General features: G+C 46.5%; 25 protein-coding genes and 2 pseudogenes. 19 read left to right on the plus strand and 8 right to left on the minus strand.

Annotation, left to right across the window (positions count from 1 at the left end):
• Positions 1-8 precede the first annotated feature (8 nt).
• Positions 9-842 carry a glycerophosphodiester phosphodiesterase family protein gene (locus tag NYE92_RS01280; protein WP_029569604.1) on the minus strand — a complete coding sequence of 278 codons (834 nt, stop codon included), beginning with the start codon at positions 840-842 and terminating at the stop codon, positions 9-11.
• Positions 843-1,051: 209 nt separating this feature from the next.
• Between NYE92_RS01280 and NYE92_RS01285 the strand changes: the two genes are divergently transcribed.
• From NYE92_RS01285 to NYE92_RS01300, 4 genes are all read left to right on the plus strand, one after another.
• Positions 1,052-2,119 carry an ABC transporter ATP-binding protein gene (locus tag NYE92_RS01285; protein ID WP_029569603.1) on the plus strand — a complete coding sequence of 356 codons (1,068 nt, stop codon included), beginning with the start codon at positions 1,052-1,054 and terminating at the stop codon, positions 2,117-2,119.
• Positions 2,116-2,985: an ABC transporter permease gene (locus tag NYE92_RS01290; RefSeq protein WP_029569602.1), complete on the plus strand. Its 870-nt coding sequence runs from the start codon at positions 2,116-2,118 to the stop codon at positions 2,983-2,985. The genes NYE92_RS01285 and NYE92_RS01290 overlap by 4 nt, the downstream gene beginning before the upstream one ends.
• A 62-nt stretch (positions 2,986-3,047) precedes the next feature.
• Positions 3,048-3,824 carry an ABC transporter permease gene (locus NYE92_RS01295; RefSeq protein ID WP_259018437.1) on the plus strand — a complete coding sequence of 259 codons (777 nt, stop codon included), beginning with the start codon at positions 3,048-3,050 and terminating at the stop codon, positions 3,822-3,824.
• 15 nt (positions 3,825-3,839) lie between these two features.
• The gene (locus NYE92_RS01300; protein ID WP_029569600.1) at positions 3,840-4,940 is read left to right on the plus strand and encodes an ABC transporter substrate-binding protein; all 1,101 of its coding nucleotides are present in this window, start codon (positions 3,840-3,842) and stop codon (positions 4,938-4,940) included.
• A 353-nt stretch (positions 4,941-5,293) separates the two neighbouring features.
• On the opposite strand, the gene NYE92_RS01305 is transcribed toward NYE92_RS01300, so the two are convergent.
• Positions 5,294-5,578 (minus strand): hypothetical protein, encoded by a 285-nt coding sequence (locus tag NYE92_RS01305; RefSeq protein ID WP_029569599.1) that lies wholly within the window; start codon positions 5,576-5,578, stop codon positions 5,294-5,296.
• A 211-nt stretch (positions 5,579-5,789) separates the two neighbouring features.
• Between NYE92_RS01305 and NYE92_RS01310 the strand changes: the two genes are divergently transcribed.
• Positions 5,790-5,915: a hypothetical protein gene (locus NYE92_RS01310; RefSeq protein WP_259018415.1), complete on the plus strand. Its 126-nt coding sequence runs from the start codon at positions 5,790-5,792 to the stop codon at positions 5,913-5,915.
• Between the two features lie 308 nt (positions 5,916-6,223).
• Here the strand turns inward: NYE92_RS01310 and NYE92_RS01315 are convergent, their stop codons facing one another.
• The 4 genes from NYE92_RS01315 to NYE92_RS01330 all read right to left on the minus strand — a co-directional run bounded on the left by NYE92_RS01315 (position 6,224) and on the right by NYE92_RS01330 (position 10,355).
• Complete coding sequence (locus tag NYE92_RS01315; protein ID WP_029569598.1) at positions 6,224-8,161, minus strand: methyl-accepting chemotaxis protein; 1,938 nt, start codon at positions 8,159-8,161, stop codon at positions 6,224-6,226.
• A 437-nt stretch (positions 8,162-8,598) separates the two neighbouring features.
• Entirely contained in the window at positions 8,599-9,222 is a 624-nt protein-coding gene (locus tag NYE92_RS01320) for an AraC family transcriptional regulator ligand-binding domain-containing protein (RefSeq protein ID WP_052651553.1), read from the minus strand.
• A gap of 444 nt (positions 9,223-9,666) precedes the next feature.
• Positions 9,667-9,831: a hypothetical protein gene (locus NYE92_RS01325; protein WP_161780561.1), complete on the minus strand. Its 165-nt coding sequence runs from the start codon at positions 9,829-9,831 to the stop codon at positions 9,667-9,669.
• 131 nt (positions 9,832-9,962) lie between these two features.
• Positions 9,963-10,355, minus strand: a complete 393-nt coding sequence (locus NYE92_RS01330; RefSeq protein ID WP_029569596.1) for a hypothetical protein — start codon at positions 10,353-10,355, stop codon at positions 9,963-9,965.
• Positions 10,356-11,000: 645 nt separating this feature from the next.
• Here NYE92_RS01330 and NYE92_RS01335 point away from each other — a divergent pair.
• Complete coding sequence (locus NYE92_RS01335; RefSeq protein WP_259018416.1) at positions 11,001-11,192, plus strand: DNA polymerase V; 192 nt, start codon at positions 11,001-11,003, stop codon at positions 11,190-11,192.
• A 47-nt stretch (positions 11,193-11,239) separates the two neighbouring features.
• A complete protein-coding gene (gene umuC / locus NYE92_RS01340) occupies positions 11,240-12,502 on the plus strand; it encodes a translesion error-prone DNA polymerase V subunit UmuC (RefSeq protein ID WP_259018417.1) in 1,263 nt (420 codons plus the stop codon).
• A 73-nt stretch (positions 12,503-12,575) separates the two neighbouring features.
• Here umuC and NYE92_RS01345 read toward each other — a convergent pair whose 3' ends face one another.
• Positions 12,576-12,839, minus strand: a complete 264-nt coding sequence (locus NYE92_RS01345; RefSeq protein WP_029569593.1) for a hypothetical protein — start codon at positions 12,837-12,839, stop codon at positions 12,576-12,578.
• 543 nt (positions 12,840-13,382) lie between these two features.
• Here NYE92_RS01345 and NYE92_RS01350 point away from each other — a divergent pair.
• From NYE92_RS01350 to NYE92_RS01380, 7 genes are all read left to right on the plus strand, one after another.
• Entirely contained in the window at positions 13,383-15,164 is a 1,782-nt protein-coding gene (locus NYE92_RS01350; RefSeq protein ID WP_259018418.1) for a GGDEF domain-containing phosphodiesterase, read from the plus strand.
• A gap of 874 nt (positions 15,165-16,038) precedes the next feature.
• A complete protein-coding gene (locus NYE92_RS01355) occupies positions 16,039-16,638 on the plus strand; it encodes a LuxR C-terminal-related transcriptional regulator (RefSeq protein WP_029569591.1) in 600 nt (199 codons plus the stop codon).
• Positions 16,639-16,655: 17 nt separating this feature from the next.
• Complete coding sequence (locus NYE92_RS01360; protein ID WP_029569590.1) at positions 16,656-16,925, plus strand: hypothetical protein; 270 nt, start codon at positions 16,656-16,658, stop codon at positions 16,923-16,925.
• Between the two features lie 68 nt (positions 16,926-16,993).
• Positions 16,994-17,698: an antitermination protein gene (locus tag NYE92_RS01365; protein ID WP_029569589.1), complete on the plus strand. Its 705-nt coding sequence runs from the start codon at positions 16,994-16,996 to the stop codon at positions 17,696-17,698.
• Between the two features lie 209 nt (positions 17,699-17,907).
• Positions 17,908-18,129 carry a phage holin gene (locus NYE92_RS01370; RefSeq protein ID WP_029569588.1) on the plus strand — a complete coding sequence of 74 codons (222 nt, stop codon included), beginning with the start codon at positions 17,908-17,910 and terminating at the stop codon, positions 18,127-18,129.
• A gap of 9 nt (positions 18,130-18,138) precedes the next feature.
• Positions 18,139-18,642 carry a lysozyme gene (locus NYE92_RS01375; protein ID WP_029569587.1) on the plus strand — a complete coding sequence of 168 codons (504 nt, stop codon included), beginning with the start codon at positions 18,139-18,141 and terminating at the stop codon, positions 18,640-18,642.
• Entirely contained in the window at positions 18,626-19,096 is a 471-nt protein-coding gene (locus NYE92_RS01380) for a lysis protein (RefSeq protein WP_029569586.1), read from the plus strand. Before NYE92_RS01375 ends, NYE92_RS01380 begins: the two co-directional genes overlap by 17 nt.
• Here NYE92_RS01380 and NYE92_RS01385 read toward each other — a convergent pair.
• Positions 19,074-19,679 carry a hypothetical protein gene (locus tag NYE92_RS01385; RefSeq protein WP_133242602.1) on the minus strand — a complete coding sequence of 202 codons (606 nt, stop codon included), beginning with the start codon at positions 19,677-19,679 and terminating at the stop codon, positions 19,074-19,076. The two genes, NYE92_RS01380 and NYE92_RS01385, sit on opposite strands and share 23 nt — an antisense overlap.
• A gap of 25 nt (positions 19,680-19,704) precedes the next feature.
• Here NYE92_RS01385 and NYE92_RS01390 point away from each other — a divergent pair, with 25 nt between their 5' ends.
• The 5 genes and pseudogenes from NYE92_RS01390 (at position 19,705) to NYE92_RS01415 (ending at position 25,055) form a co-directional block, all read left to right on the plus strand.
• Positions 19,705-20,277: a terminase small subunit gene (locus tag NYE92_RS01390; protein ID WP_116584903.1), complete on the plus strand. Its 573-nt coding sequence runs from the start codon at positions 19,705-19,707 to the stop codon at positions 20,275-20,277.
• A pseudogene (locus NYE92_RS01400) lies at positions 20,264-21,799 on the plus strand (hypothetical protein); the annotation flags it as partial. The gene NYE92_RS01390 and the pseudogene NYE92_RS01400, both read left to right, overlap by 14 nt.
• A gap of 6 nt (positions 21,800-21,805) precedes the next feature.
• Positions 21,806-22,780 (plus strand): annotated as a pseudogene (locus NYE92_RS01405) (DNA-packaging protein); the annotation flags it as partial.
• Positions 22,781-22,850: 70 nt separating this feature from the next.
• Positions 22,851-24,194: a DUF4055 domain-containing protein gene (locus NYE92_RS01410; RefSeq protein ID WP_029569581.1), complete on the plus strand. Its 1,344-nt coding sequence runs from the start codon at positions 22,851-22,853 to the stop codon at positions 24,192-24,194.
• Positions 24,195-24,302: 108 nt separating this feature from the next.
• Positions 24,303-25,055, plus strand: a complete 753-nt coding sequence (locus tag NYE92_RS01415; RefSeq protein WP_029569580.1) for a DUF6651 domain-containing protein — start codon at positions 24,303-24,305, stop codon at positions 25,053-25,055.
• Position 25,056 lies beyond the last annotated feature (1 nt).

Consider the following 25,056-nt stretch of genomic DNA (forward strand, 5'->3'; position numbering starts at 1 on the left):
GGACTTCTCTAGGCGCATTTTAAACCGGCTTCTTCGATGAGTCTTTTTGCATAAAGAACATCATCGTGGCTCAGCATGTCAATTAAGCCTTCTTTCATCCAGAAAAGTATCTCGCTGCGAACATCATGTCCGAATTTATAACTAAAGTAGTCCATTGTATTAAGACCGAACTTGCCCGGAGGAAGATAGAGCCGCACACCCAGTCCGGCCTGCTTATAGGCCCTCAGATCATCAATATGGGCATGATCATATTCAACACAGACGCAGTCTGCATTCGAACTGAGAATGGCGTCGAGCTGACAGTTATAACGCTCAAGCGATACAGTCTGTAACATCAGGCCCGGAACCCTTTCTTTAACCCGGTTAAGCAGAACATGGTTAAATCCGAGTAACTGCATCCTGTCTACTATGCCCGGTTTTGTATTAACCAGTTCAGAGAATTTCTCAACAAAACGGTCAAGGCGACTGCGCTGTTTTGTCTCAACTATCAGCCCGGTATTGTGTCTGATCGCCCAGTCGAAGATTTCATCGAGAACCGGTATGGCAATATTGACCATCCCTTCAGGAAGCGAATGGGCACCAAAGTTAAAAGCCTTAAGTTCGTCAAGAGCCATGCTTTCGACATAGCCAGAGCCATCCGATACTCTTCCAATGTGGTAATCATGCAATACCACCATTTTCTCATCCCGGGTCATGTGCACATCGAGCTCAACGCTTGACATTCCGGCCAGACGTGCCCCTTCAAATGCGAGCAGCGTATTTTCCGGATACTGACTGGAATATCCGCGATGACCGTTGGCCAGCACGATGCCGTCACTGCTTTGATGGAAGTTGAACACGATCTGTTCCTTAACCGAAAAGTAGCAATTTCTTTTTTATGTATATCATCTAAACTTAATAAAGAAAACATAAAAAAAGTCTATATGTTTTTAATCAGAATAAACAATAACTTATGAATTATTTAGTCTCATTTTATGCTCTTATGCTGTCTGTCACAAAATTTAAATATTTAGTTATTAAACTTAATGAACACTTTCGAAGGTACAGTAAGATGGCAAAACTGAGACTTGATAAGATCACCAAGCGTTTCGATGAGTACTATGCGGCAAAGGAGATTTCATTCGATGTCGAAGAAGGGGAGTTCGTCACCCTGCTAGGGCCCAGCGGTTGCGGTAAAACAACCCTTCTGAAGATGATTGCGGGATTCGTCACGCCCGACAGTGGAGAGATCATCCTGAATGGAGAGTCAATTAATACGCTTCCTCCGGAGAGACGAAGCACTGCAATGTGTTTTCAGTCGTATGCATTATTTCCTCATCTGAATGTTGTTCATAACATTGCTTATGGTTTAAAGCAGAAAAAAACATCTTTCGAAGAGCTTGGCTCGAGAGTCAATGCCGCGCTGAAACAGGTGGGTCTTGAATCACAGAAACTCAAAATGCCTTCCCAGCTTTCAGGAGGGCAGCAACAGCGAGTCGCCATTGCAAGAGCCATGGTAACTAATCCTCATGTCATGCTTTTTGATGAACCGCTTTCAAATCTGGATGCGAGGTTGCGTGAAAGTGTGAGGTATGAAATTAAACAGCTCCAGAAACATCACAATCTTACTTCCGTTTATGTGACGCATGACCAGAGTGAAGCGCTGTCCATGTCGGACAAAATTGTGGTGCTGAATGCAGGGGAAATCGCGCAGGCAGGCACGCCAGAAGAGATATACTATCAGCCGGCAAACCGCTTTATCGCAGATTTTGTTGGTGCGGCCAATATCATTAAGGCCACCGTGACCGAGGCTGAACAACCGGGCTTTTACCGGGTGTCTACTTCTGTGGGTAATTTCTATGTCAGTTCTTCCAGAAAGCCTGAAAACAACCATTGCTGGATATGCTGGCGGCCAGAAGATGTCATTTACATGCCGGAACACAAAACAGGCGCTAATTATTTTACCATTACCGTTGAGAGTCTGGCTTTTATGGGGAGCCATACCGAGGCTTCGGGGCGTACAAGTGACGGAACCAGCGTAAGGCTTCAACTCTTAAAAAAACCCTCCATTGAAACCGGCACCCATGCATGTTTCTACTTGCCTGAAAATGCCATTGTGTTTTTGGAACCGGTGACATGAAAAATGATATGCGTCAGACATTACTGGCCTGGTTACTTATGACCAGTGGACTTGGTACCATTCTTTTACTCATGGGCTCAACGTTTTATGTTTTGGTTGCGCAGAGTATTGGCTATTTTAACCTTATGGGTGAAAGTCATTTTACCCTGAAATACTGGTCTGAGATGATTCGCAACTCTGTATTAATCAGCTCGTTTATCTATTCAGTGAAGGTTTCTCTAATCGGCGCATTGGGGGCAGTACTGCTTTCATACCCGCTGGCTTTATGGCTGAGGAAACCTCTGCCAATGAAAGAGGGTATTATAGCTACGTTGCGTATACCCATGTTTATTCCGGGTCTTGTTGCAGCCTTTTTGTTTATAAATATTATTTCCTTTCATGGTGTAATCAATGAGTTACTGCTGGCTGCACACATTATCAGCACGCCACTGCGAATGCAAAATGACAGCTTTGGAACGGGGGTTATTATTCTGCAGGTATGGAAAAATATGCCCTTTGCTCTGATTCTGATTAGTGGGGCAGTGAATTCTGTAAAACATGATTTTTTGTACGCCTCTGCAAACTTAGGCGCAAATAAGTGGAAGCGATTTATCAGTATTGTGTTGCCGCTCACCCTTCCTGCTGTACAGGTTGCCCTTATAATTGTTTTCATCGACGCCATCGGTGACTTTGCTTTTTATTCAGTCGCCGGCCCTCATAATGTCTATTCACTCGCGCGACTGATGCAGTCAACTGCAATGGAGTACGGGGAGTGGAATAACGCTGCCGTGGTTGCAGTGATTATCATGGCAACATCACTGTTGTTCAGCATATTACTTAAGTTACTGATGGCACCTTTTATGACACGCAAAGGGGAGCTGAAGTGAACAATAACAGTCAAAAAAAAGCAGGTGTCGTCGTCAGAATTTCTGTCGTCTTTTTTATTATCATGAATGTCGTATGGCTTGGCCTGCCATTGAGCATGGCGGTACTCTGGTCGATGGTTGATCCGGCTCATCCCTGGAGTTTTCCTGACATTTTTCCGCATAGCCTCTCTTTTGCCAGATGGGTAACGCTTTGGCAGACGGCCTCACTTCCTGATGCTCTGTTTAACAGCTACTCGCTGGCCTTAACAGTGGCACCACTGACTGTGCTGTTGGCACTCCCCACGGCTTATGCTTTCGGCCGCATACCGTTCAGAGGTAAAGCCATCGCTGAAGTACTGACGTTGATCCCACTTGTCATGCCAGGCATGCTCATCGGCATATTTTTTAGTGCCATGATTTTGCAACTCAACTTCGACAATCCCTTTTTTAGTATCGTGACAGGACACACTGTTCTCGCACTGCCCTATGCCATAAGAATACTTTCCGCCGGCTTCCGCGCCGTACCTCAGGAAATTATTGATGCAAGTCGCGATCTGGGCTCAAACCGGTGGGCAACGCTGAGGAATGCTTATTTTCCTTTTATGAAAGCTGCATTTCTGGCTGCGTTGATACTCTGTTTCGTCAGAAGCCTTGAGGAGTTCTCTGTTTCTTACGTACTGGGTTCACCGGATTTCATCACTGTCCCAACAATATTGTATTCCTTCCTGGGTTATACCTTTGTAAGACCGGATGCCGCAGTCGTCTCCATGATCCTGATTATCCCTAACGTATTACTTATGATCGTTATCGAGAGAGTACTCAAGGGTAACTATGCTGCTGAGTCAACAGGAAAACATTAACATCAAGAGGTTTATATGAAATTTTTACAGTATAAAACTGCTGTTGTAATGCTGGCTTCTTTCTCTTTATCCGCTGCAGCAGCAACGGATGTGTCTGAAATGAAATGGGCCGATGTAGCTGCGATGGCAAAAAAAGAAGGAACTGTGAACTTTAATGTATGGTTTCTGAAACCGCAGTGGCGAAGCTTCGTAAAAAGATTTGAAGACGAGTATGGCGTCAGGGTGGTTATTCCCGAGTCAACTATTGACGGAAACCTAAACAAACTCCTAGCAGAAAAAAATAAAGAAAGCGGTAAACTTGATGTTGTGGGTTTTACGATAAACCAGATGCCAGTTGTCCTTAATTCCCATACTGTTTCACCTGTAGCATGGTTGCCTGAGTTTCAAAATGGATTCAGCAAGCTGCATGGCACGGATTTTCAGGGATATGGCCTTGCATTTTGGGGTAATCAGACGGGGTTTGCATATGATCCAATGCAAATGAAAAATAACACACTTCCGCAAACGCTGGACGAGCTTCAGGTTTTCATCGACAGCAACCCAAAACTTTTTGGATACAATGATCCTCAAAATGGCGGAGCCGGTGAAGCTTTTATACAAAGAGTTCTTACGCTAAAAGGAGAGGGTAAATATAATCTTGCAGATAAAAAAGTCCCTGTCATTTTGCAGCAATGGAAGAAAGGATGGCAATGGTTCATTAATAATAAAGATAAGATAACACTTACAAAATCCCAGGCTGATAGCCTGACCCGCATTAATGACGGAGAGCTTGCTCTTGCTCCGGCCTGGGAGGATCATTTGTTAACCCTTCAAAAAACAGGAGCAGTGACGTCACGTATCAAGTTTTACATACCTGATTTTGGCATGCCCGCCGGTGCTAATATTGTCGTTATGGCAAAAAACTCAGCGCACCCTGCCGCCGCCGCACTTTTCATAAACTGGTTAGTCAGTGAAAAGACGCAAAGTGAACTTAAAAATGTATTCGGTTCCGTCCCTGTGAATAAAAAGGTCAGTAACGAATTCGAAAAAGCTCAAGAGAGGGTCAGCTTTTATAACAGTGCTTACAGCATTGAGCTCAGGAAAGAGTTTTCGAATCGCGTATTACTTGGGCAATGACAGATTCCAAACAGGAAATTCTCGGGCATGCTGAAAGTACAGGAATATTGGCGGTGATGAGTCCGCATTATTATCAGAAGTGATGAGAATCGCCGTCACTATTTCATCGCGCTGAGTGAAAATCTGAACACTTAAACGAGCCTATCGCTAAACCTAACGTTATTTATCATTTGTCAGACATAACAACAGGGATCAAAGGCGTAATTTCTCCAGAGTAAATGCTCCTGAAAGGAGCTGGAGGAAAAGCGCCTTAAAAGATTATTCTCATCACAATAATGGGTGAAGACTGTCCGCCATGAGCAAGTCTATAGCGCTGCATAATGTCACAAAACCGCCCGTAGGCGGCCTTTAAGTTAAACGGGATGCTCGATCTGTTGGAAGTTGCGTGGCGGCGGGTCTCCGTCCTCGCGGAACTGATCGTTTTGTTTTTTATGCTCTTTCATGTACATCAGCGTTTGTCTGACTTGATATTGCGTCTGGATTTCCATGTTTTTAGCTGCACCGTTGTCAATATCGTTTTTGACCAGCGTGAGCACTTCAATGCCTAAACCTAGCATTTCATTGCTGTCCAGAACGGCACTGCGGAGCAGCGTACTATAATCCTGCAGTTTCTCAATCTCGTCGTCGGTATATGACATAGGTAAATCCTTACGTTTCGGGTTATGCAACTGAGTTGTTCGCTTTAAAGGAGCGTACAAATTGATGATGAATCAAACCCTGTCATACCTTCTAACAGATACGGTTTAGCTGTCCATGGTTGGATATTGAGTAGCATGCCGCCACGCTTGAAGCTCCGTGGGCGCTCACACTCAGGCGATGAATCTATTTAGCTGAGGAACTGCCCGGGTTATGACAATCAATTTGATTAAGAAGAAACTGTTTGAAAAAACCGACCTGATTAAATTGCGCAGTGAGAACCTGACTGGACGGCCGGACGGCGCGGGTGCAGAACAGCGCCCCAAAGGGAAGGTGTAACGCGCCGTCCGGCACGAGAGGAAGTATGAAGGCCAGCTGCAACAGAAACAACTTTAAAGAGGAACCCGTTTAAGGCCGCACTTCGGATGTTATGAGCGAAGCTCATAGGGTAATTGGGTGATTAATGCCAAATATTTGAACAGGCGTTTGATTAGTCCGCCGGGCCTTTAATTGCAACAGTATAACTTTATCATGGCTTTAAATGAGATAAGCCATCCCTGAAGATGGCTTATCAAGTGCAAATACAGACGCAGTTTTGTAAAAGTGTTGCCGCGTTAAATGGCACACAACTAAAATATTTTAACCACTTATACAGCGTTTGTACGGAAAACGCTGACAGCATCTCTCAGGCTTGCTGCCCTGTTTGCAAGTTCATCAGCAGATGATGCAGACTCTTCAACCAGTACGGCATTCTGCTGCGTAACCTGATCCATCTGTGTCACAGCAATATTTATCTGAGATATGCCCGCACTCTGTTCTTCAGAAGAAGATGAAATCTCTCTGACTAGTTGCGATGTCTGCTCAATAGCTTCCACGCTTTGCTTAACTTTTTCACCGGCATCCCGGGCCATCGAAATTCCCTGTTCGGCATGCTCAACTGACTGCTCAATCAGTCCTTTAATCTCCTTCGCCGCTCCAGCCGATCGCTGTGCCAGTGCTCTGACTTCAGATGCAACAACAGCAAAGCCCTTGCCGTGCTCACCTGCCCGGGCAGCTTCAACGGCTGCGTTTAAAGCAAGAATATTCGTCTGAAACGCTATCCCGTCAATAACGGAGATGATCTCTTTAATCTGCCCCGCACTGTTGCTTATCTTTTCCATTGAATTCAGCACTGACTCCATCGCCTCACCGCCTCTTAAGGCCGCACTGGTAGCGGAATTGGCCATTTCAGCAGCATGACGGGTGTTATCCGCATTATTGCCGATGATTGACGATAACTGCTCCATACTGGCCGCGGTTTCAGCCAGAGAGGCTGCCTGCTCTTCCGTTCGTGCCGACAGATCACCATTTCCGCGAGCAATTTCTTCAGATGACGTAGCAATAGTGACAGCGTTGCTTTTGATGTTTTCAACCGTAAGTGTAAGTCGCTGACTCATTTGCAGTAATGCCTTGAGCAGTCCGGCAGTTTCATTACGTCCTTTCACCGTAAATGTTGACGTAAGGTCACCACCTGCGACTTCAAGCGCAAGCTTTGAGGCTGCACTGATAGGCTTGGTAACGGAGCGAATGATAATCAGAGCGAAAATTACTGCTAACAAAACGATAAAAACAAGAACGGTCAGTAGAGCATATTGTGCATACCGGTGTTCCTTAATCTGCCCATTCAGCATTTCATTCAGTTCATTACCTCCGGCAATGGCGTAGTCGCTGAATTTGTTAATAGCGTGCGTAAAGAGCGCTGCATAGTCCTTCGGGTTCTGATTCGTCATGCTCCGGTTAATGAAAATCGCTTCAGCGGTTTTGAGAGCACTTTTTGCCTCCTCAACGGCTGCATCTGCATTTGCGCTAAATTTTTGCTTAAGTGTGTTATCAGATAAAAATAGTTTTTCAGAATCCTGAGCAAATAAATTCAGGTTATACGAACCATTACTGATTAAAGACTCCATACGGACAGAGTCTGCTTCACTTATGGTTTCATTTCGGGCAAGAAGTGACGTGCCGAATGCACGTATTTTCCCAAGGCTTTCGGTCAGCTCAGGCAATGATGAAAAATTACTCGTAATTAAACGGTACGTGTTGATATCTGAATCAAGTGAAAGGCCGTAAAAATCCAGCACATCACGGTTCGCGTTCAAAAGGTTGCGGATGAGGAGGGCATGCGCATCAAGGCTGGCTGTCAGAGTCAGTTGTGAAGAATCGATTCTCTGCTGTAGCTGGCTCCACTGTGTGCGCACATCATTGATTTTGCTGATTATGGCAGCGCTGCCTTCTGTCTTGGCCATATCTTTGGTAATAACATCAGTGATGTTTTCAATTTCATCTCTGACCTGAACGCGGGACGGTGTTGCGGGATTTTTGGTTGCAATGGCAAGGGCGGTTTCTGCACGATGGCGCTGTATCAAATTGAGCAGGGCTAAAATCTTATTTTCTACGGGTACACCTGTTACCTCTCGTTGCTTATCCTGAATGTATTTATTACCTTCGGACACAAAAAGCATGGTAGGAACTGAGAACAGAACAAGGGAAAACAGGCCCAGAATGGCAAATTTGGCGGTAAGACTTATATTGTTAAGAATCTTATTCATTTTTAATTCCTGGTGAATTAATTCGTTATAGTGACAATTACAAAAGATACATTTGTAACGCACCTTAATCATTATATCGGTAATTCACTCATTAACTTTATACCGCGAGGTTGAATTACTTCTTTATGCAATTAATTTTTAGCAACGTTAAACAAAGTACTTAAGCTAAATAATCATCATTTCATGGGATAAAGTTCTGAACACATCAGCATTAGCCTTTACTGGATTTTCGTTTGATTACCTTTACTAAGGCTTCTGAGTCGACTGAAAAAGATACCGGAGGCACACCAGATTATTCGCATATCGCGGCAAGGCCCTGTCGAAGAGAGCGTTCACCTCTGGGCCCACCTCGACACCATCACTGATGGTTGTGCCATCGATAGGCCCAGTTTTTTTCAGGCTTCGCCCGAGGTCAGGATATTTTGCTTGTGATATGGCTAACCGGCAGTAATGAATTGTCGAGAAGCATCTAGGGCTGAAAAGGTTATTGAGGGGACCGTACCCTGACTGACAGCAATGCCGAAAAATTGTCCATAGCCTCTTATATGAGCACCGGTAGGAACGGCGGGAAGAATTACCTGACGTGGTTTAACGGGTTCACGCATAGCGATTCGGGCAAGTCGCAGAAGAAAACCAATTCCAGCGACCTGAAGTGATGTTGGCACATCCATCTTAACCATCATCCACCGAGGCGTAATTTTGAGTTCGCCTGCTTCATTTACATCAATCTCAAGCTCGATGGGGCATGCAAGTTGTATATATACAGCAATCCGCTTGATTGTTTGCATGAAGCTGCCGCTACACAGTGCTGCGACTAAAGCGGAGTTGAACGATTTAGCTGTTAAGGTTTCAATGACTCGCAAGGGAAACATAGCATCACCAGACTCAGTTTCCATCGCGCGCCATAAGCGGAAACAGTCCTCAGGAGAAAGCGCCAGCCTTTTACTAAAAAAATCTTCTGGAAGTGCCGCGCGACGCAAAATATTTTCAGGCCGAAGGTTCAAATTTTTGACCAAAGTCTGCCAAGCATTACTCACTGGGAAGGGGGTATTTAGAACCATAATCACTCCACGTATGAGTCTGGCATACAAGCACACAATTGCGCTAACAGGCTAGATGTAATGCCAAAGGCATTTTACTCTACCTTCTCCAAAAGGATTTTCTCATGAAAGCGAAGCGGTAGTATGTGATCAGGGCTAAATTAATCCGCTTTTTTACGTTACTCATGGTCTTTACTGGCGTTGCGGATGCACCTGTTGGCTGAGGAATTACTTTCTAACCGCAGAGCCTTCGCCATAGCGAGTAGCGGGCTAACCGCCTTAAGAAGGTGCGACAAGGGAATAAACATACGGAGTTGTTGATACAAGATGCAGATAGTCAGTTAAGCTCAACAGTTTCTTAATTCTTGGTAAGAAAAATGATATGCCCCTTCAGGTAACAGGTTGAGATTTTTTAGTTTCTTATATTCCTTAACAAGGCATAAATTTTTTTCAATTTTAACATCATTATTTATTAAGTGAGGTATCTTCTTCATCTATCTGAAATAATTTTTTATTTTCTAAATCCCAGCCAGCAACGAACCACATTTTTACTGTATGTGTTTTATCTCCTTCCATTACTACTCCAAAAAGTAAATGTATGAATTGTATGTTAAAAGCATGCTTTTGCATTGCTCAACCATTACAGCGACATGAAAAGTGCGTTATACTCTGTCTTTATATAAGCAAATTTGTTTCAACGGTTTGCCGATAAAGGCCGGGTATATTACGCACTTTTATATTCAAGTTTTATTTTCTCTCAATCAGAGATCATTGTCCCCTATTTCGTCTAACGGGGCCCACAGTCCTGCTGTCCTGGCAGTTACACTGTGTTCAGTTTCTTTAATATTCATTCGTATCTCAGCTAACAACGAGGAATCACTCAAACACGGAACGGTATAAAGACTAATAATTAAATTATCTACTGGCCTGTCTTTTCGGGTTTTATATATCATGCGAGCATAATAAGCTCTATATAAATCCTTCAAATCCAAACTGCTTTTAAGGCTGAGTTTTACCTCTTTTTTGAATAAGGTGGGCATGGCGTAGCCCATTGAGCCAGCTAGTGGCGCACCGTAATATGTTCTTCCATCTTCAAGGCTTATGACCAGTTCTCCTTCATTAAGAATTGTCAATTCAGTTATACATGTTGGCATGTTTATCTCCTTTTGAGAATTTAGCCGCTTAACGTTGAATCGGTCCCACCAAAATTGGGAGGGCCTCTTAAGCTGAATTTGATTGAATCATGTTTGCGAATGAAATAATAAAAAACTATAGCTAATAACAAAAATGAAAATCATCGTAAATTGCTGATTTTAATATAATTAAATGGCGTGTTGCAGGGGTGTTAAATATTGCCATTTTTTGGTTGATGACAATATCATTATTAGATTCATAAAGTGGTTTTCTCTTTAGAACATGCACATTTCAGTCACATGGTATGTCTTGAAGAGTTTCATAAAAATTTTGTCTGGGGACTCTTTTTGCCCTAGACACCACCATTTTCTTCAGTGGATAGGTTTTAGATTGACCTGAAATTGGCCGGAACAACACACTCGCAGATTTTTATGAATGGGGCGCAACCTTGCTGTTTGAATCAGGGCAGGACATACATTTATGATTCAGAACTACTTCTGTGGCAGGGGGTAAGTTTTGGTTAAAGTTGCACCAAGCATTTTATTCCCGCACAAAAACCCCTTTCCAGCCAACAGCTTTACAAAACTCCTAACCGAGGCGGCTTGATCATTTACTAAGTTTGATTTTACTGTAATTATATACAGTAATTATTGGAGGGCATTGAAATGCCCCGTGACTACGAAATTATGATCGCCTTTAGGCAGGCAATGAAACGTGACGTTAAAGGTCGCTACACACTCAGCACGCTCGATTTCGTACGTGAGCTCGAACGGCTTAACTGGCAGTACACGCTTCGGGCGGCTAACGAATGGATCGAAACCCATACGACAACCTTTCGTGATATCTCTCCTGCATAAGGTGAGGAAAGGATATTTCAGGTTTTCAATCCAAACGGTGGCATCTGATGTTTGCCTTGGTTGACGTAAATTCGTTTTATGCGAGTTGCGAAACGATTTTCAGGCCAGACATCCGTGGAAAACCCGTCGTGGTACTAAGTAATAACGATGGCTGTGTCATTGCCCGCTCAGCGGAGGCAAAGGCGTTACAGATACCAATGGGGGCGCCTTATTTCAAGCTTAAGGATGAATTCAGACGGCAAAACGTTCATGTCTTCAGCTCCAACTATGCGCTGTATGCTGATATGAGTAACCGCGTAATGACAACGCTTGAAGATATGGCTCCGGCTGTAGAGATTTATTCGATTGATGAGGCCTTCATGTGCCTGGATGGTATAGAGAGGCTGACGTCACTTGAGGAGTTGGGTAGGAAGGTGCGCGCCAGAGTTAAAATGGAAACACACCTGACAGTCGGCGTGGGTATTGCGCAGACCAAAACGCTGGCCAAATTAGCTAACCATGCTGCTAAAAAATGGGCTAAAACTGGAGGAGTGCTTGACCTCTCTAATATCGAACGGCAGAAAAAATTGCTGGCGCTTGTGCCAGTTGAGGACGTTTGGGGTGTAGGTCGGCGTATCAGCAAAAAACTCAACGCCATGGGTATTACCACAGCCAGAGATCTCGCGGAGCAAAGCACCTACATCATCCGTAAGCATTTCAATGTTGTGCTTGAGCGTACCGTCAGAGAGCTGCGTGGGGAGTCTTGTCTGGAGCTGGAAGAATTTGCCCCTACTAAACAGCAGATTGTATGCTCACGTTCTTTCGGCTCGAGAATTACTCAATATATGGATATGCGGCAGGCCGTATGTTCATTTTCTGAACGCGCGGCCGAAAAGCTGAGAAAAGAAAGACAGTATTGTAAACAGATAGCTGTTTTTGTCCGAACCAGTCCACATGCAGAGGGTGAGGTCTTTTACGGGAATCAGGCGACAGGTAAGCTGCTTGCCCCCTCTAATGATACGCGTGACATCATCCGTATGGCAGTAGAGGCGCTCGACCAGGTTTGGATGGACGGACACCGCTATATGAAAGCAGGCGTCATGCTGAGCGATTTTTACAGCCAGGGGATTGTTCAGCTCAATCTGTTTGATGAGTATCGGCCCCATGCCAACAGTGAGACACTGATGCGAGTCATCGATGGACTCAATCAGAGCGGTAAAGCTAGCTTATTTTTTGCGGGTCAGGGGATTGAAAAGTGTTGGGCGATGAAACGCGACATGCTTTCGCCAGCCTACACGACCCGAATCACTGACCTACCAATTGCGAAATAAGGTGAATGCCCCTAAGTAAATATGGTCATGTTCCTACCAAACCGTCATACAAGACGGTTTGGTAGTTTTGGTATCAGTGTATCGACCCGGAAGGGGGGAAAATGTGCGCAACAGATTTTTTGAGATTGGCACATGACTCAGGATGCTCGGACAAGACGCTTATCGCCTGAAGTGCATTGAGTATTGCCCTACGTTTTTGAGCATCTTTCTCAGTTCTCAGAAAAAACTGCAGACGTGATGCAAGAGATTCGTTACTGACAACTGCGTTTTCTTTGATCAACGATAAAAGGGCTTCACCAGTGACAACATTCGTCACTTTTTCGTTGTCTCCTAACATAGCATACTCCTCATTACCTGGTTTTAAAGGGTCCGACGACTCGGACTATGCTGCCGCTTCTTGGCGGTAGCTTATGTTGTTTTTTATAGAGTATAGTCTCAGGTCCAGCAAAACATACAAAACAGACTTTTCCGGAAAATTTTGAGGGTTTAATCTTGAGGGTAAATACTTTGGGAAATCCGAGATAGGCTTTTGATGCATCTAAAAGATGGGCGTGTCGTGCATGAGAATTTACTTACAATTTTAAAAGCTGGAAAAGCCATCAACTATTATAATGTGTGGGTGCATAATTTAGGCCGCACATTACTTAATGGAAATCAATAAAAATAATAAAAAGATAAACTAATAGTTTTCCCCTAAATGGTTTGCTGTCTAACTATATCTATGGGTTTCACTACACTCGAAAAAAAAGACTGATATATAAAAATACCACTAAAAGCTCTATGTATTTTATAAATCATATTGTTGCGGGAAGCTGTATTAATAGCTTTCATTTTGATTTTTTTCGCGCCGAACCAAGGGTGACGCGGAGGACTGAGACACGTGCTGACCAATCTTACTGGTGATGAAGAACGCCGCTTTCGAGCCATCGAAACATTGCGCAGGCCTGACGAAAGCCGGGATGATGTACTGCAAAAGTTCGTGCGACTTGCCAGTCAGGCTCTCGGTATATCGGGTAGTTTTATTTCCGTGCTGGATGATGAGAGACAGTACGTCAGAGCAGCACGAAATTTCGATCTCAAGGAATCATCGCGCGCTGACTCCCTGTGTAGGCATGTTGTAGATAATGATAAAATAATGGTGGTTCCAGATACTCTGCATGATGAACGGTTCCGAACCCATCCATTGATAACCGGCGCGCCATATATCCGTTTCTATGCCGGCACGCCGTTAAAGAATAGCGAAGGCGTCATTCTGGGCACGCTCTGTGTAACCGATAAAACCCCTCATGATTTTGGTAATGATAAAGTTGCCACACTTAAACTTTTAGCTGCACTGATTATGTCTTTCTTAGAGGCATGGCACTCTACAAGCTTTATCGATCCCGTGACATCTCTGCCAAACCGCCAGCGCCTCATGCGTGACCTTCAGTACCTGAAAGCAGCAGGTGATAAAACGCCAAGGCGGCTGATACTGATTGACTGTATCGATGTTTCACATGCTTACGAGCTGGCGCGTTCAATGGGAATAGAGCCGGTGGAAAACCTGCTTAAAGACGTAGCTACGCTCATGCCGCTTCGCCTGAGGCCAGCACCAAACGATACGATTTATACTGTGGTCACAGGAAGGTTTGCTCTTCTTACACGTGCTGACAGCAAAATCAATTCATCATGGGTGGTGGACAGGCTTCAGGGCATTCATGCTGATATGGGTGATGGTCTTAGTGTCGCTCTGACCACTCGCGCTGGTGAAGTTGACTTCTTTGCAGACGAGCTGCCCTCACAAGAGGTGCTTCGCCGTTCTGTAAGCGCGCTTCATGAAGCCGTTGGAAATAAGATTGCCTGGGAGCGTTTCAGTGAAGCATCAGACGTTCGTCGCACACGCGATTTTAACCTGCTTAACGATCTGGCCTTGTCTTTGAGCAATAACACTGGTCTTTATCTGGTTTACCAACCTAAAATTTCTCTCCAGAGCGGCATTCCTGTTGTGCTTGAGGCGCTTATACGTTGGCGTCATCCGACGTTCGGCGAGCTTTTACCGGCTGCTTTTATTCCTCTTGCTGAGCAGACGCAGTTACTCAGTGACCTTACTGACTGGGTGGTAGATCGGGTGATTGCACGCCTTGTGCGGCTTCGCAATAACTTTGTCCAGTTGCCTGTCTCGCTGAACGTCAGCGGTCAGGATCTCGCTCGTCCGGAATTTGCCAACATGCTGGCACAGAAAATGACCAGGGCAGTGCTTCCAGCTTCATTGCTGGGGATTGAATGCCTGGAAACCGAGCAAATCATCGAAAACGCTGCTGCGATAAAGACACTTGAAGCGCTCAGATTAAAAGGTTTCAGCATTTCGCTTGATGATTTTGGTGCTGGTCACAGCAATATTAACTACCTACGGCGTATTCCGTTAGATGTTATCAAACTCGACCGTTCACTAATTAGCGGACTCTCATCAGATACAGCATCGCGCATTATTGCTCGCAGCATCATCAGCATGCTTAAGGAATTGAACTATGAAGTGCTGGCTGAAGGGGTGGAAAATGCGGAAACTGTTGAGACTTTAATGAAGTATGGATGCGATCACGCACAGGGCTTCTTTTATTCACGACCTCTTGCCGAACCCGAACTGGACCAGTGGTTGAGCTGGAGGCTACGCGGGCATAGTTGAAACAAAGGTCTTCACTGATAGCTGTTGCTTGGAAGGAACAGACAAAATTGCAGTGGCCTAATTTCTGTTATGACTTTAATTAAATTCCCGTGCTGACTATCAAAATCCAAAGAGATACTGCAGGTAATTACTTGCGACATTTGGCAATTTAAGCTCTGAGTGAGAGTCAGGAGTTGAGGTAAGAGCGCTCTCATTCTTCAACTACAGTATCGCCTCCGGTTTCGTTGCTACCCTCTAAAGTTATGGTCTTTGTTGACGATAAATCTACTGAAAGAAGAAAGGCACCCGAACCTTCATTCTTCATTAGCAAATTCAACTTTGATTGCGGGGCCCCCTGGCCCCTTTTTTTTACCCCGCCACAGCATCTGTCATTAAATTTTATGATTTTCTAATATTAAAAGTACCTCTGTATAGTTGGAAAAAATTGAATATTTAACGTAAAAAATTTTATGTGGCTTAATTTCGCCTGAAAAGGCTTGTAACATGTCATTATATACTCTTGACGAATTTGAAGGTATTATTCCCTTAATGACCTATCAACAGGCCTGCTTCAATTAAATAATGCGTTATGACTTTATACCTCTTAATCGATATGAATATGTATCTTATTGAATATTCTATTTCGTGAGAATGGTTTAGCTTTTGCTTTTTTATTAGGATGAAGGACTAAAAAGACTCTGAAAGTTTATCTTAACTAAGAGGTTGCTGGTTGTTTTTTCTAATGTATTCAATCGGTAAGCTTTGGGTTCTGGTTTTTCTATAATTTGCGGGCTAAAGGATCACATTGAATGTCTTGAGCATTTTGAGTAGTAATGGATGCCGTTTTTAGGGTGGTTTTGGTCAGTCATAGCATTCATAAAAAGGGAATAAATATATGAAAAGCCACGAGCGCGGCGTAGTTATTAATGGCAGTATTAATATCCTGCACCAAGGATTGTTCAGACTTATCGAAACAGAATGCGTTCAAAAAAACCTGCTTGTTCAATACTCAAAAGAGGTTAGACAATTTCGGCTTAATCACCCTTCCGAAAGATTTCCAAGTTGTTATGAACTTGCCATTTTGTGCCTAGAGTATGGGGATTTTTTTCCACGCTGGCTGAGTAAATTTCTGACGTTAACCTGGCAGGCGGAAGGAAATGTTTTGGTTTTTACTGACAGTCTTGATCTGCTCAATCAGCGCAAGAAAGGGTTGCTGAATCGACTCTGTGAGATTGAAGATGTTATGGATGCTTCCATGCCAGTTGAGTCCATTAAGGTGGTTTTAAAGCATCATCTAAGCAAACAGCATACTCAGCCTGTACGTTGTAAAATCTCAAAGCGCGAACTCTCCGTGATCGATGGCTTCCTCAACGGCATTGATGCAAGAACCCACTCAATGAACCTTGGCATCGAGACGAAAACGCTCTATCAGCATCGAAAAAACTGTGCCAACAAACTCGGCGTCAGAAATCTTAAAGATTTACTCAGGCTTTAGTCATCAGGGGAAGTAAAGTGCCCGTCATAAACATTCATAAAACCGACTGGTTCCGGCTTCTTACAGACATTAGCCGCCACGGTTATTCTTTGCAGGACATCGCGGAAGAACTGGATGTAGTTGCTTCCACGCTTATCGGGTGGAAAAAAGGCGCAAGCCCCCGGCATCATACCGGTGAAGCGCTCATCGAGTTGTGGTGTAGGGTGACTGGAAAAAGCCGAAGCCAGTTGCCGAAAGAGAAATATGTGCGGAAATTCATTTTTCACTCGTCAGGACGTAACAGCTGACATTCAGAAAAATGAACGCGAAGCGACTCATAGTGCCGGTGAATCCCTTACCGGCACAGAGTCATCCCATGAAACTTGAAAGTGTTGTTAAGTACCATAGTCCATGCACCGTTACGCCCTTTATCACTCATTCTTCCCTCTCACCCAATGCAATGAATGGCAGCGATATTATGGCTGCGCTGGGTATGACGCTAAAACGTGCGCCCCTCGGCTATTGCGCCTTTTTCGCCAAGATGAACCTCAGTCGTCACGACAGGCAGCGCGCAATCCGTTTGCTCAAGGCCACCGGTCTCAGAGAGTCATCCCGCTATCCGTCGCTCGTAAGCCTGAGTGAGAAAAAACGAGAAGCTGTTATTGAGATTATCGCTCATTATGCATTTCTTGATTACGCGCGGGGTCCAGACACTGAGTCGCCATGTCATGGCTGCAAAAGTACCGGCGTCAGGAATGGAAAACTCTGCAGTAAATGCGGTGGAAAGGGGACGATTCGTGCTGCCTGTAAGGATTGTAAGGGACGTGGGCTTTCGATGAACCGGATGAAAAGTCAGTCGCAGGGTGTGCCGGTTTATCAGCCCTGCAAGCGGTGCTCCGGGCGAGGTTATGAACGCGTTGCGTCTGTTGTTGTTTTCAGGGCTGTATCTCAGGTAACGAAGGCTATTTCGCTCGATACCTGGAACAAAAGCGTCAAGCAGTTGCTGAATTTCCTGATTACAGAGTTACACAGAGAAGAAGCCTGGGCTGAAAAGCAACTTTTGAATATCACTAAGTCGTGAGCGATATAAGCGCTAGCTATGATATAGGCTGCTATTTACTTTTCCATTTTTTGTGTTAAATTACACCCAATGATGGGTTAATGACTCTTCAGAACGCTTCCTGAGCCCTGACATTTTTGTCAGGGCTTTTTCATTTGGTCTGTCGCGCAGAAACTTTGTCCGGACCATCCTTTCGCTCCATTCCTCCTCTCTCTGCGTGGCAAAACCTGATGAGCAAACTGACAACTGGTGTCGCATATAGTGTATCTGTGGGCGAGATTCTGCATGGTGTCCTGACCTATTTCAGCCCGGAGGAGTGGAGTGCGGTGGGCGTTTTAACGGGCATCAGCATTGCCACTGTGACCTGTATCATCAACTGGTATTACAGACGGAAAGCGACGCTCGCTGAAATTCAGGCAATTCGATGCGAATGCCAGGATAAGACCAACTGAAGCATGACCATTTCTCCGGTCCTGCGCAAAAGGCTTCTGGGCGCAGCCGGAACGGGTGCACTCACTCTGGCACTGACGCTGCTTGGTGGTCAGGATGGTTTAGAAGGGCGGCGTTATGTCCCGTATCGCGACGTCGCAGGTGTACTGACTGTCTGTGACGGTCATACCGGCGCAGATATTGTCAGAAACAAGACCTATACCGACCGGGAGTGTGACAGTCTCCTGTATGCTGACCTGAAGCCAATACAGGCAAAAGTGGATAGCCTGGTGACAATTCCCTTGAGCAGGTACCAGCGGGCCGCACTTTACAGCTTTGCTTACAATGTCGGACCTGAAGCTTTCTCCAAATCTTCTCTCCTGAAAAAACTTAACGCCGGTGATAAGGTTGGTGCATGCAATGAACTGCGCCGTTGGGTCTTTGCCGGCGGCAGGAAGTGGAAAGGGCTGATGAAACGCCGAGAAACCGAGCGTGCACTTTGCCTTACAGAGAGCGGCGATGACCTTAAAGGCTAAGTTGCTATTGACGTTGGCTCTGGTGATTATCATCTCTACAGCCACCTCGACAGCATTTGCACTCTACTACCGCGGCAATGCCATTGGCTACAAGGCGCAGCGTGACACCGCGACTAAGAATCTCAGTCTGGCAAAAGACACGATCACCGACTTACAGACACGCCAGCGAGATGTGGCCGCACTTGATGAGAAATACACGAAGGAATTAGCCGATGCTAAAGCGACTATCGACCAACTGCATGATGATGTCGCTACTGGCAGGCGCCGGCTGCAGCTCAACGCCACCTGCACGAAGCAATACGCCACCGGCACCTCCGGCATGGGTGATGCAGCCAGCGCCCGACTTACTGACGCCGCTCAACAGGATTATTTCACCCTCAGACAGCGAATCGAAGTCGCCGGAAAGCAAATAGCGGGCCTGCAGCAGTATATTACTGAGCAGTGTCTAAAGTAGATTTCATAGTGAACTGATGATGGGTATGAAGCTGATAGAAACCTAAGGTTTCCCCAGTGGTGCGTCGTATAAGAGAGGATATCAATATCATTAGTTTGACGCGGTTTGGTGTATCAGCGTCCACTAAACGATATGTAGCTCTTTTGCTGCCATCTTCATTAAAAAACTCAGCGGCTTCCTCTGCTAAAGGGACCTTATCCTCTCCACCAATAGATTTTACATGAGAAGATAAAGATTCAATGACGCTATTTTCTATAAAATCATTTTGGATTTTATGGGCTAGGTTGTTCCTTAAAAGGTTTAACTTATCCAATGCCTTAAATGAAGGCAAGGGGAGGCCAAACTTGGCTGCCAGCTCTAGCTTTTTAAAATAATTTAATTTAAATGCCTTCCCTTCTTCAGGTTCCGTGTCAAATAGGTCCTCTTTACGAATTGCTGAGCAAATAAGTGCTTCAAGAAAGCTTTCTGTGACCAAGTGTAATCTTAGCACTACGCCTATATCGTCTGCACTGTCAGTTGATGCAATAAAGGCGTTTCTGACAGAATCTGTATCAAACAGCTTACGAAATATAAAAAGATTCATAGCGAAATAATCCCAAAGGCTAAATATGGCACTCACCGACAAACAAGAAATGTTCTGTCGCGAGTACCTCATCGATTTGAACGCCACGCAAGCGGCCATTCGGGCGGGGTACAGCGAAAAGACTGCAAACCGTACCGGCTCTGAAAACCTGACGAAACCTGATATTTCACAGCGTATTATTAACCTTAAATCAGCGCGTAACGAAAGGGTAGAGATAAAGGCAGATTATGTGCTGCATCGCTTGGTTGAAATTGACCAGATGGACGTGCTCGACATCATGACCGATGACATGAGCATTAAGCCCGTCTCACAATGGCCCGTGTCATGGCGTCGGTACCTGAGCGGTTTCGATCTGGCTGAGATGTTTGAAGGCCGGGGCGAAGAGCGTGAGATGGTCGGCATACTGAAAAAGATTAAGTGGCCTGACAAAGTCAGAAATCTCGAACTGCTCGGCAAACACATTTCAGTGCAGGCATTCCGGGAACAGTCTACTCAAGCGCTGACGGGTAAAGACGGTGGCCCGGTGGATGTTGCACTGCTTACTCGCGAGGAATACCGGCAGGCGCGCCGGGAAATGCTGGAGGATGACGACTGCTGAATATAAGAATGCTGCACGCCGTATAGAGTGCGAAGAGGACGGGCTTTATTTTACACGTTACTTCTTTAAGCAGCGCACCGGTAGCAGAATGATTGTCGCGCCCCATCATAAGGTGATTCAACAGACGTTGGACCGGGTGATTGATGGCGATATTCGGCGACTTGTCATCAACGTTCCGCCCGGCTATACCAAGACGGAACTGGCCACCATCAATATGATGGGCCGCGGGCTGGCGTTGAACCGCCGTGCCCGCTTCATGCACCTGTCCTATTCCCACAACCTGGCGTTACTGAACTCATCGACCACGCGCAGCATTGTGAAGTCTGCCGCCTTTCAGGGCATGTGGCCGATGGCGCTGCGCGATGATGCTGATAGTAAAGCCATGTGGTGGACCGAATACGGTGGCGGGGTGTATGCCTCGTCGGCGGCAGGACAGGTTACCGGCTTTCGTGCCGGGCATATGGAACCGGGCTGGCAGGGCTGCTTTCCTGCTGGAACGCTTGTAGAAACAGAACGCGGACCCCGTCGAATCGAAGAACTTGTTGAGTCTCGATCTGATTTCAACGTGTGGTCTTGCAACATTGAAACTGGCAATGTTGAGCTGCAACCAATCGTTGGCTGGTGGGAAAATCCAGCTAACGACATAGTTGAGGTGGGTTTATCCGATGGTACTGTTTTCCAATGCACGCCAGATCATCGCATCTATACAAGCAGGGGTTATGTTCGCGCAGATTTACTTACCAGCAGCGATCTGCTTCCGGCGTGTTCGCCGCATACTTTTCAATTGAACGACAGTCACTCCGAGCAATTTGGCCGTTTCAACCATCGGCAGGGTGTTATCGAAAAGAGCTCCATCAGAAACCGAACTCAACCAAGTTCCTCGACGTTCGTATCTGTCGGGAGTGAGTCCCTCAGTGACAGATGCCCAGGTCTCTCGAAGCTTAATTTGCCTAATTACACCTATCCCAACTCCGTTTTGGCGAGCAAGGACAGAGGACGATTCGTTGCTGATAAAGATTGTGCGTACCTGAGCACGTGTAAGCTTGGCTCCCGGACGCCGCTCAAGAACCGGAAAGGTTCCATGAGCCTTTGCATCCGCCATGTTCTCAGCCTTAGTACCCCAGGCAAGATTATTAAGTCTGTTATCGGTCGGGCAGCCATTAAGGTGACGCCCTTCCTCTCCAGGTTTTTTTTGACGTGCAAAGGTGTCAAGAACAAGTTGGTGAACGTATTTGCGTTTGATTCTGCTTTGAATGGAGAAACCCACCCAATAATATCCCCTTCTGTCCAATTGAAGCTTAAGCATAACTCCAGGAAGCATGTACTTCTGCCCGGTGGAGGAAACTATCAGCCTGTCCAAACTGCGGACGCGACCATAAGTGCTGACTTCGTAAATCCTCTCATATCCATTGGCAGGAGCCCATTGTTCGTTCGCAGCGTCGGTCATATCAGTAAAACCTATTGCTTGTCAGTTAGGTCCAATCATAATTTTATTCTTTCGAATGGTAAGGTTCTAGTCCACAACTGTCTGGTTTTGGATGACCCGGTCAAACCTGACGACGCCTTTAGTGAGACGGTACGGAACGGGGTTAATACCCGCTTTAACGAGACCATCCGTTCCCGACTGGCCATCGAGACCACGCCTATCGTGGTCATCATGCAGCGTATCCACTACCAAGACCTGAGCGGTTACCTGTTGCGCGGCGGTAGTGGTGAGCACTGGCATCATCTCAACTTGCCGGTATTGATTGATAACAGCGAGCCGTATTTATCTCTGTATCCGGAAAACTCGCACGCGATTCCGATCGAACATGGTCTGCCTGACGGCTGGCTGTGGCCTTATAAGCACAACGAATCGCATCGAATCTCTTTGTTTTCGCACCGACGCACTGCTGAAGCGCAGTACATGCAGCGCCCGAGACGGTTTAACGCTGAGGGTGCGCTCTGGACTGAGGCATTGGTGTCCGACGCTCGGACGCTTGAGATTGCACTAGAGCCATCCCGCACGGTTGTCGCCATTGACCCGCAGGCGACTAACAATGAAGACAGTGATGAAACCGGTATTGTTGTCGCAAGCAGTTACGGGCGAGGTAATGACCGGCTTTTTTCTGCTAATGCTGATTACTCCGGCAAGTTCACACCTAATGGCTGGGCTAAACGGGCAATGCGGGCTTACGAAGAACATCGGGCTGAAGCGATTGTGATTGAAACCAACCAGGGCGGAGATATGGCAGAAGACACGCTGCGTAATGCTGGATTTCGCGGGCGCATCATCCGTGTCCATGCCAGTAAGGGCAAGTTTGCCCGTGCAGAGCCGATTTCAGCGCTGTATGAACAGGGGCGGGTGGCGCATCGCGGAAACCTTTACCGGCTCGAGAACGAATTGCTGGAGTATGTGCCCGCAACAGCAAAAAAATCGCCGGACCGCCTGGATGCTCTGGTCTGGGCCATCACTGAACTGTTCCAGCCAAAAGGCACGACAGTGCGACCATTCACTGCATAACTGAAACTCTATGAGCAACGACGTCCGAAAGCGATCGCCGAAAATTGAGTCGATGGCCGGATGCTGGCCAATGATTACAGCACTGCTGGGTGGTACGGCTGCTATGCGGCAGGCAGGCAAAACATACCTGCCTAAATGGCCGAACGAGGAGGAGGCCTTCTATCAGAACAGACTTTCGGTCGCCACGTTATTCCCGGCGTTTTCCCGAACAGTCGAGGTGTTAAGCGGCAAACCTTTTTCCCGACCGGTGACATGGAATGAAGAGGTTGTGCCCGCACGCATACGTGAGATGTTCGTAGATGTTGATCTGCAGGGCACAAACCTTCACTCGTTTCTGGCTGACACGTTTGAAGAAGCCATGGCATATGGTCTGTGTGGCATTCTGGTTGAACATCCACCAGCCGATGAGTCGTTGTCACTGGCTGAAGAGCGTAAGCGCGGGCTGCGACCTTATTTTGTCAAAGTTACCGCAAACAGCCTGCTGGATTATGACTCGAAACGCGTCAATGGGCAGGAGACGTTTACCCTGCTGCGGTTTGTTGAAAAGGTGAGTGAGCGCGACCCACAGAATGAGTTCGCCGTGAAAGACATTGAGCAGGTCAGGGTACTGAATCCTGGCCGCTGGCGTGTCTATCGTGAAAAACCCAACGCCACAACCGGTGCACTGGAGTGGCAGTTGCATGACGAGGGCACGACGAGCCTTAACAAGATTACTTTTGTCCCAGTCTATGGCGACAAGCGTGGCTTTATGAACGGCAGGCCGCCGCTTGCTGAGCTGGCCTGGCTCAACGTCGAGCACTGGCAGTCACGTAGTGACCAGCAGACTATTCTTCATGTGGCGCGCGTCCCCGTACTCTTTGGCAAAAAGCTTGGCGATGGACCTATATCTTTGGGTGCTGCCTCGGCAATTATGTCAGATGAAGACGATGCAGACCTGCGCTATGTCGAACACAGCGGTAAAGCCATCGAAGCCGGGCGCACAGACATCATCGACCTTGAAGAAAAGATGCGTCAGGTGGGGGCCGAGTTGCTGGTGGTTAAGCCCGGACATCGTACCGTGGTGCAGACACTGACAGATAATGAAGCGAGCACCAGTGCTCTTCAGCGTATGGTGTGTGACCTTACCGATGCGGCCCGACTGGCGCTGCAGTATATGGCGGAGTGGATGGGTGAATCTGAAGGTGGTCACGTCACCATCTTCAGTGACTTTGGTGCCACCACCCTGGCTGAAGCATCGGCTGACTTCCTGGTAGACATGTATAAAACGCGTGCGCTGTCTGACGAGACGCTGTTCAACGAAATACAGCGCCGGGGCCTCATCAACAGCGAACTCCGCTGGGCGGAAGAACAGGTTCGTATCCGCGATATGCCGCCTCCTTTGCAAAGCTCATTGGCAAAAACCGTTCCGGTATAACTCTCTCTTCAGGCTCGTGCAGATGCATGGGCCTTTTTTATTGCCGGCCGCTGCAGATGCAGCGCGGCGCCATGGGCCGGATGGCTCTTACCTGGTTGGATGACCTTTATGAAACTGAAACTTGATGAGAATGGACATGTTGTCCTGAACGAAGGCATGCCTGTGTATGTTCGCGATGACGGTAAAGAAGTCGCGTTTGATGCCCCCGGCACGCTGCACACCATCGCACGTCTCAACGGTGAGGCAAAGTCGCATCGCGAGCGTGCGGAGGCGGCAGAGACGCAACTTAAAACGTTTGAAGGTATTACCGACCCGGCCGCAGCCCTTGCTGCACTGGATACGGTAAAGAATCTGGAAGACAAAACACTGGTGGATGCTGGTGAGGTTGAAAAGGTTCGCGCAGAGGCCGTACGTGCACTGGAAGAAAAGTATGCGCCCATCGTCCAGGAACGTGATGACCTTAGCCACAAACTTACTGCTGAGAAAATTGGCGGCAGTTTTGCCCGTTCAAAATTCATTGCTGAAAAACTCAGCATTCCCGCTGACATAGTTGAAGCACGCTTTGGAAATAACTTCAAAATCGAGGGTGACGTTGTCACGGCTTTCGACAGGCAGGGGAATAAAATCTTCAGCGCAATCAAACCCGGCGAAGCTGCCGAATTTGATGAGGCGCTGAGCATTCTCGTTGAACATTACCCCTATAAAGACCAGATCCTCAAAGGCACCGGTGCATCAGGCGGCGGTTCCAGCGGAGGAAATGGAAATATCAACCCTAACACGCTTACCCGTGAACAGTTTGAATCTCTCAGCCCTCATGAGCAGAGTGAAAGAGCGTGCGCGGGTGTACAGATTACCGATTAAC

This window comes from Pantoea sp. B566 (genome assembly GCF_024793925.1).
In the GTDB taxonomy this organism is placed as follows: Bacteria; Pseudomonadota; Gammaproteobacteria; order Enterobacterales; family Enterobacteriaceae; genus Pantoea; species Pantoea ananatis.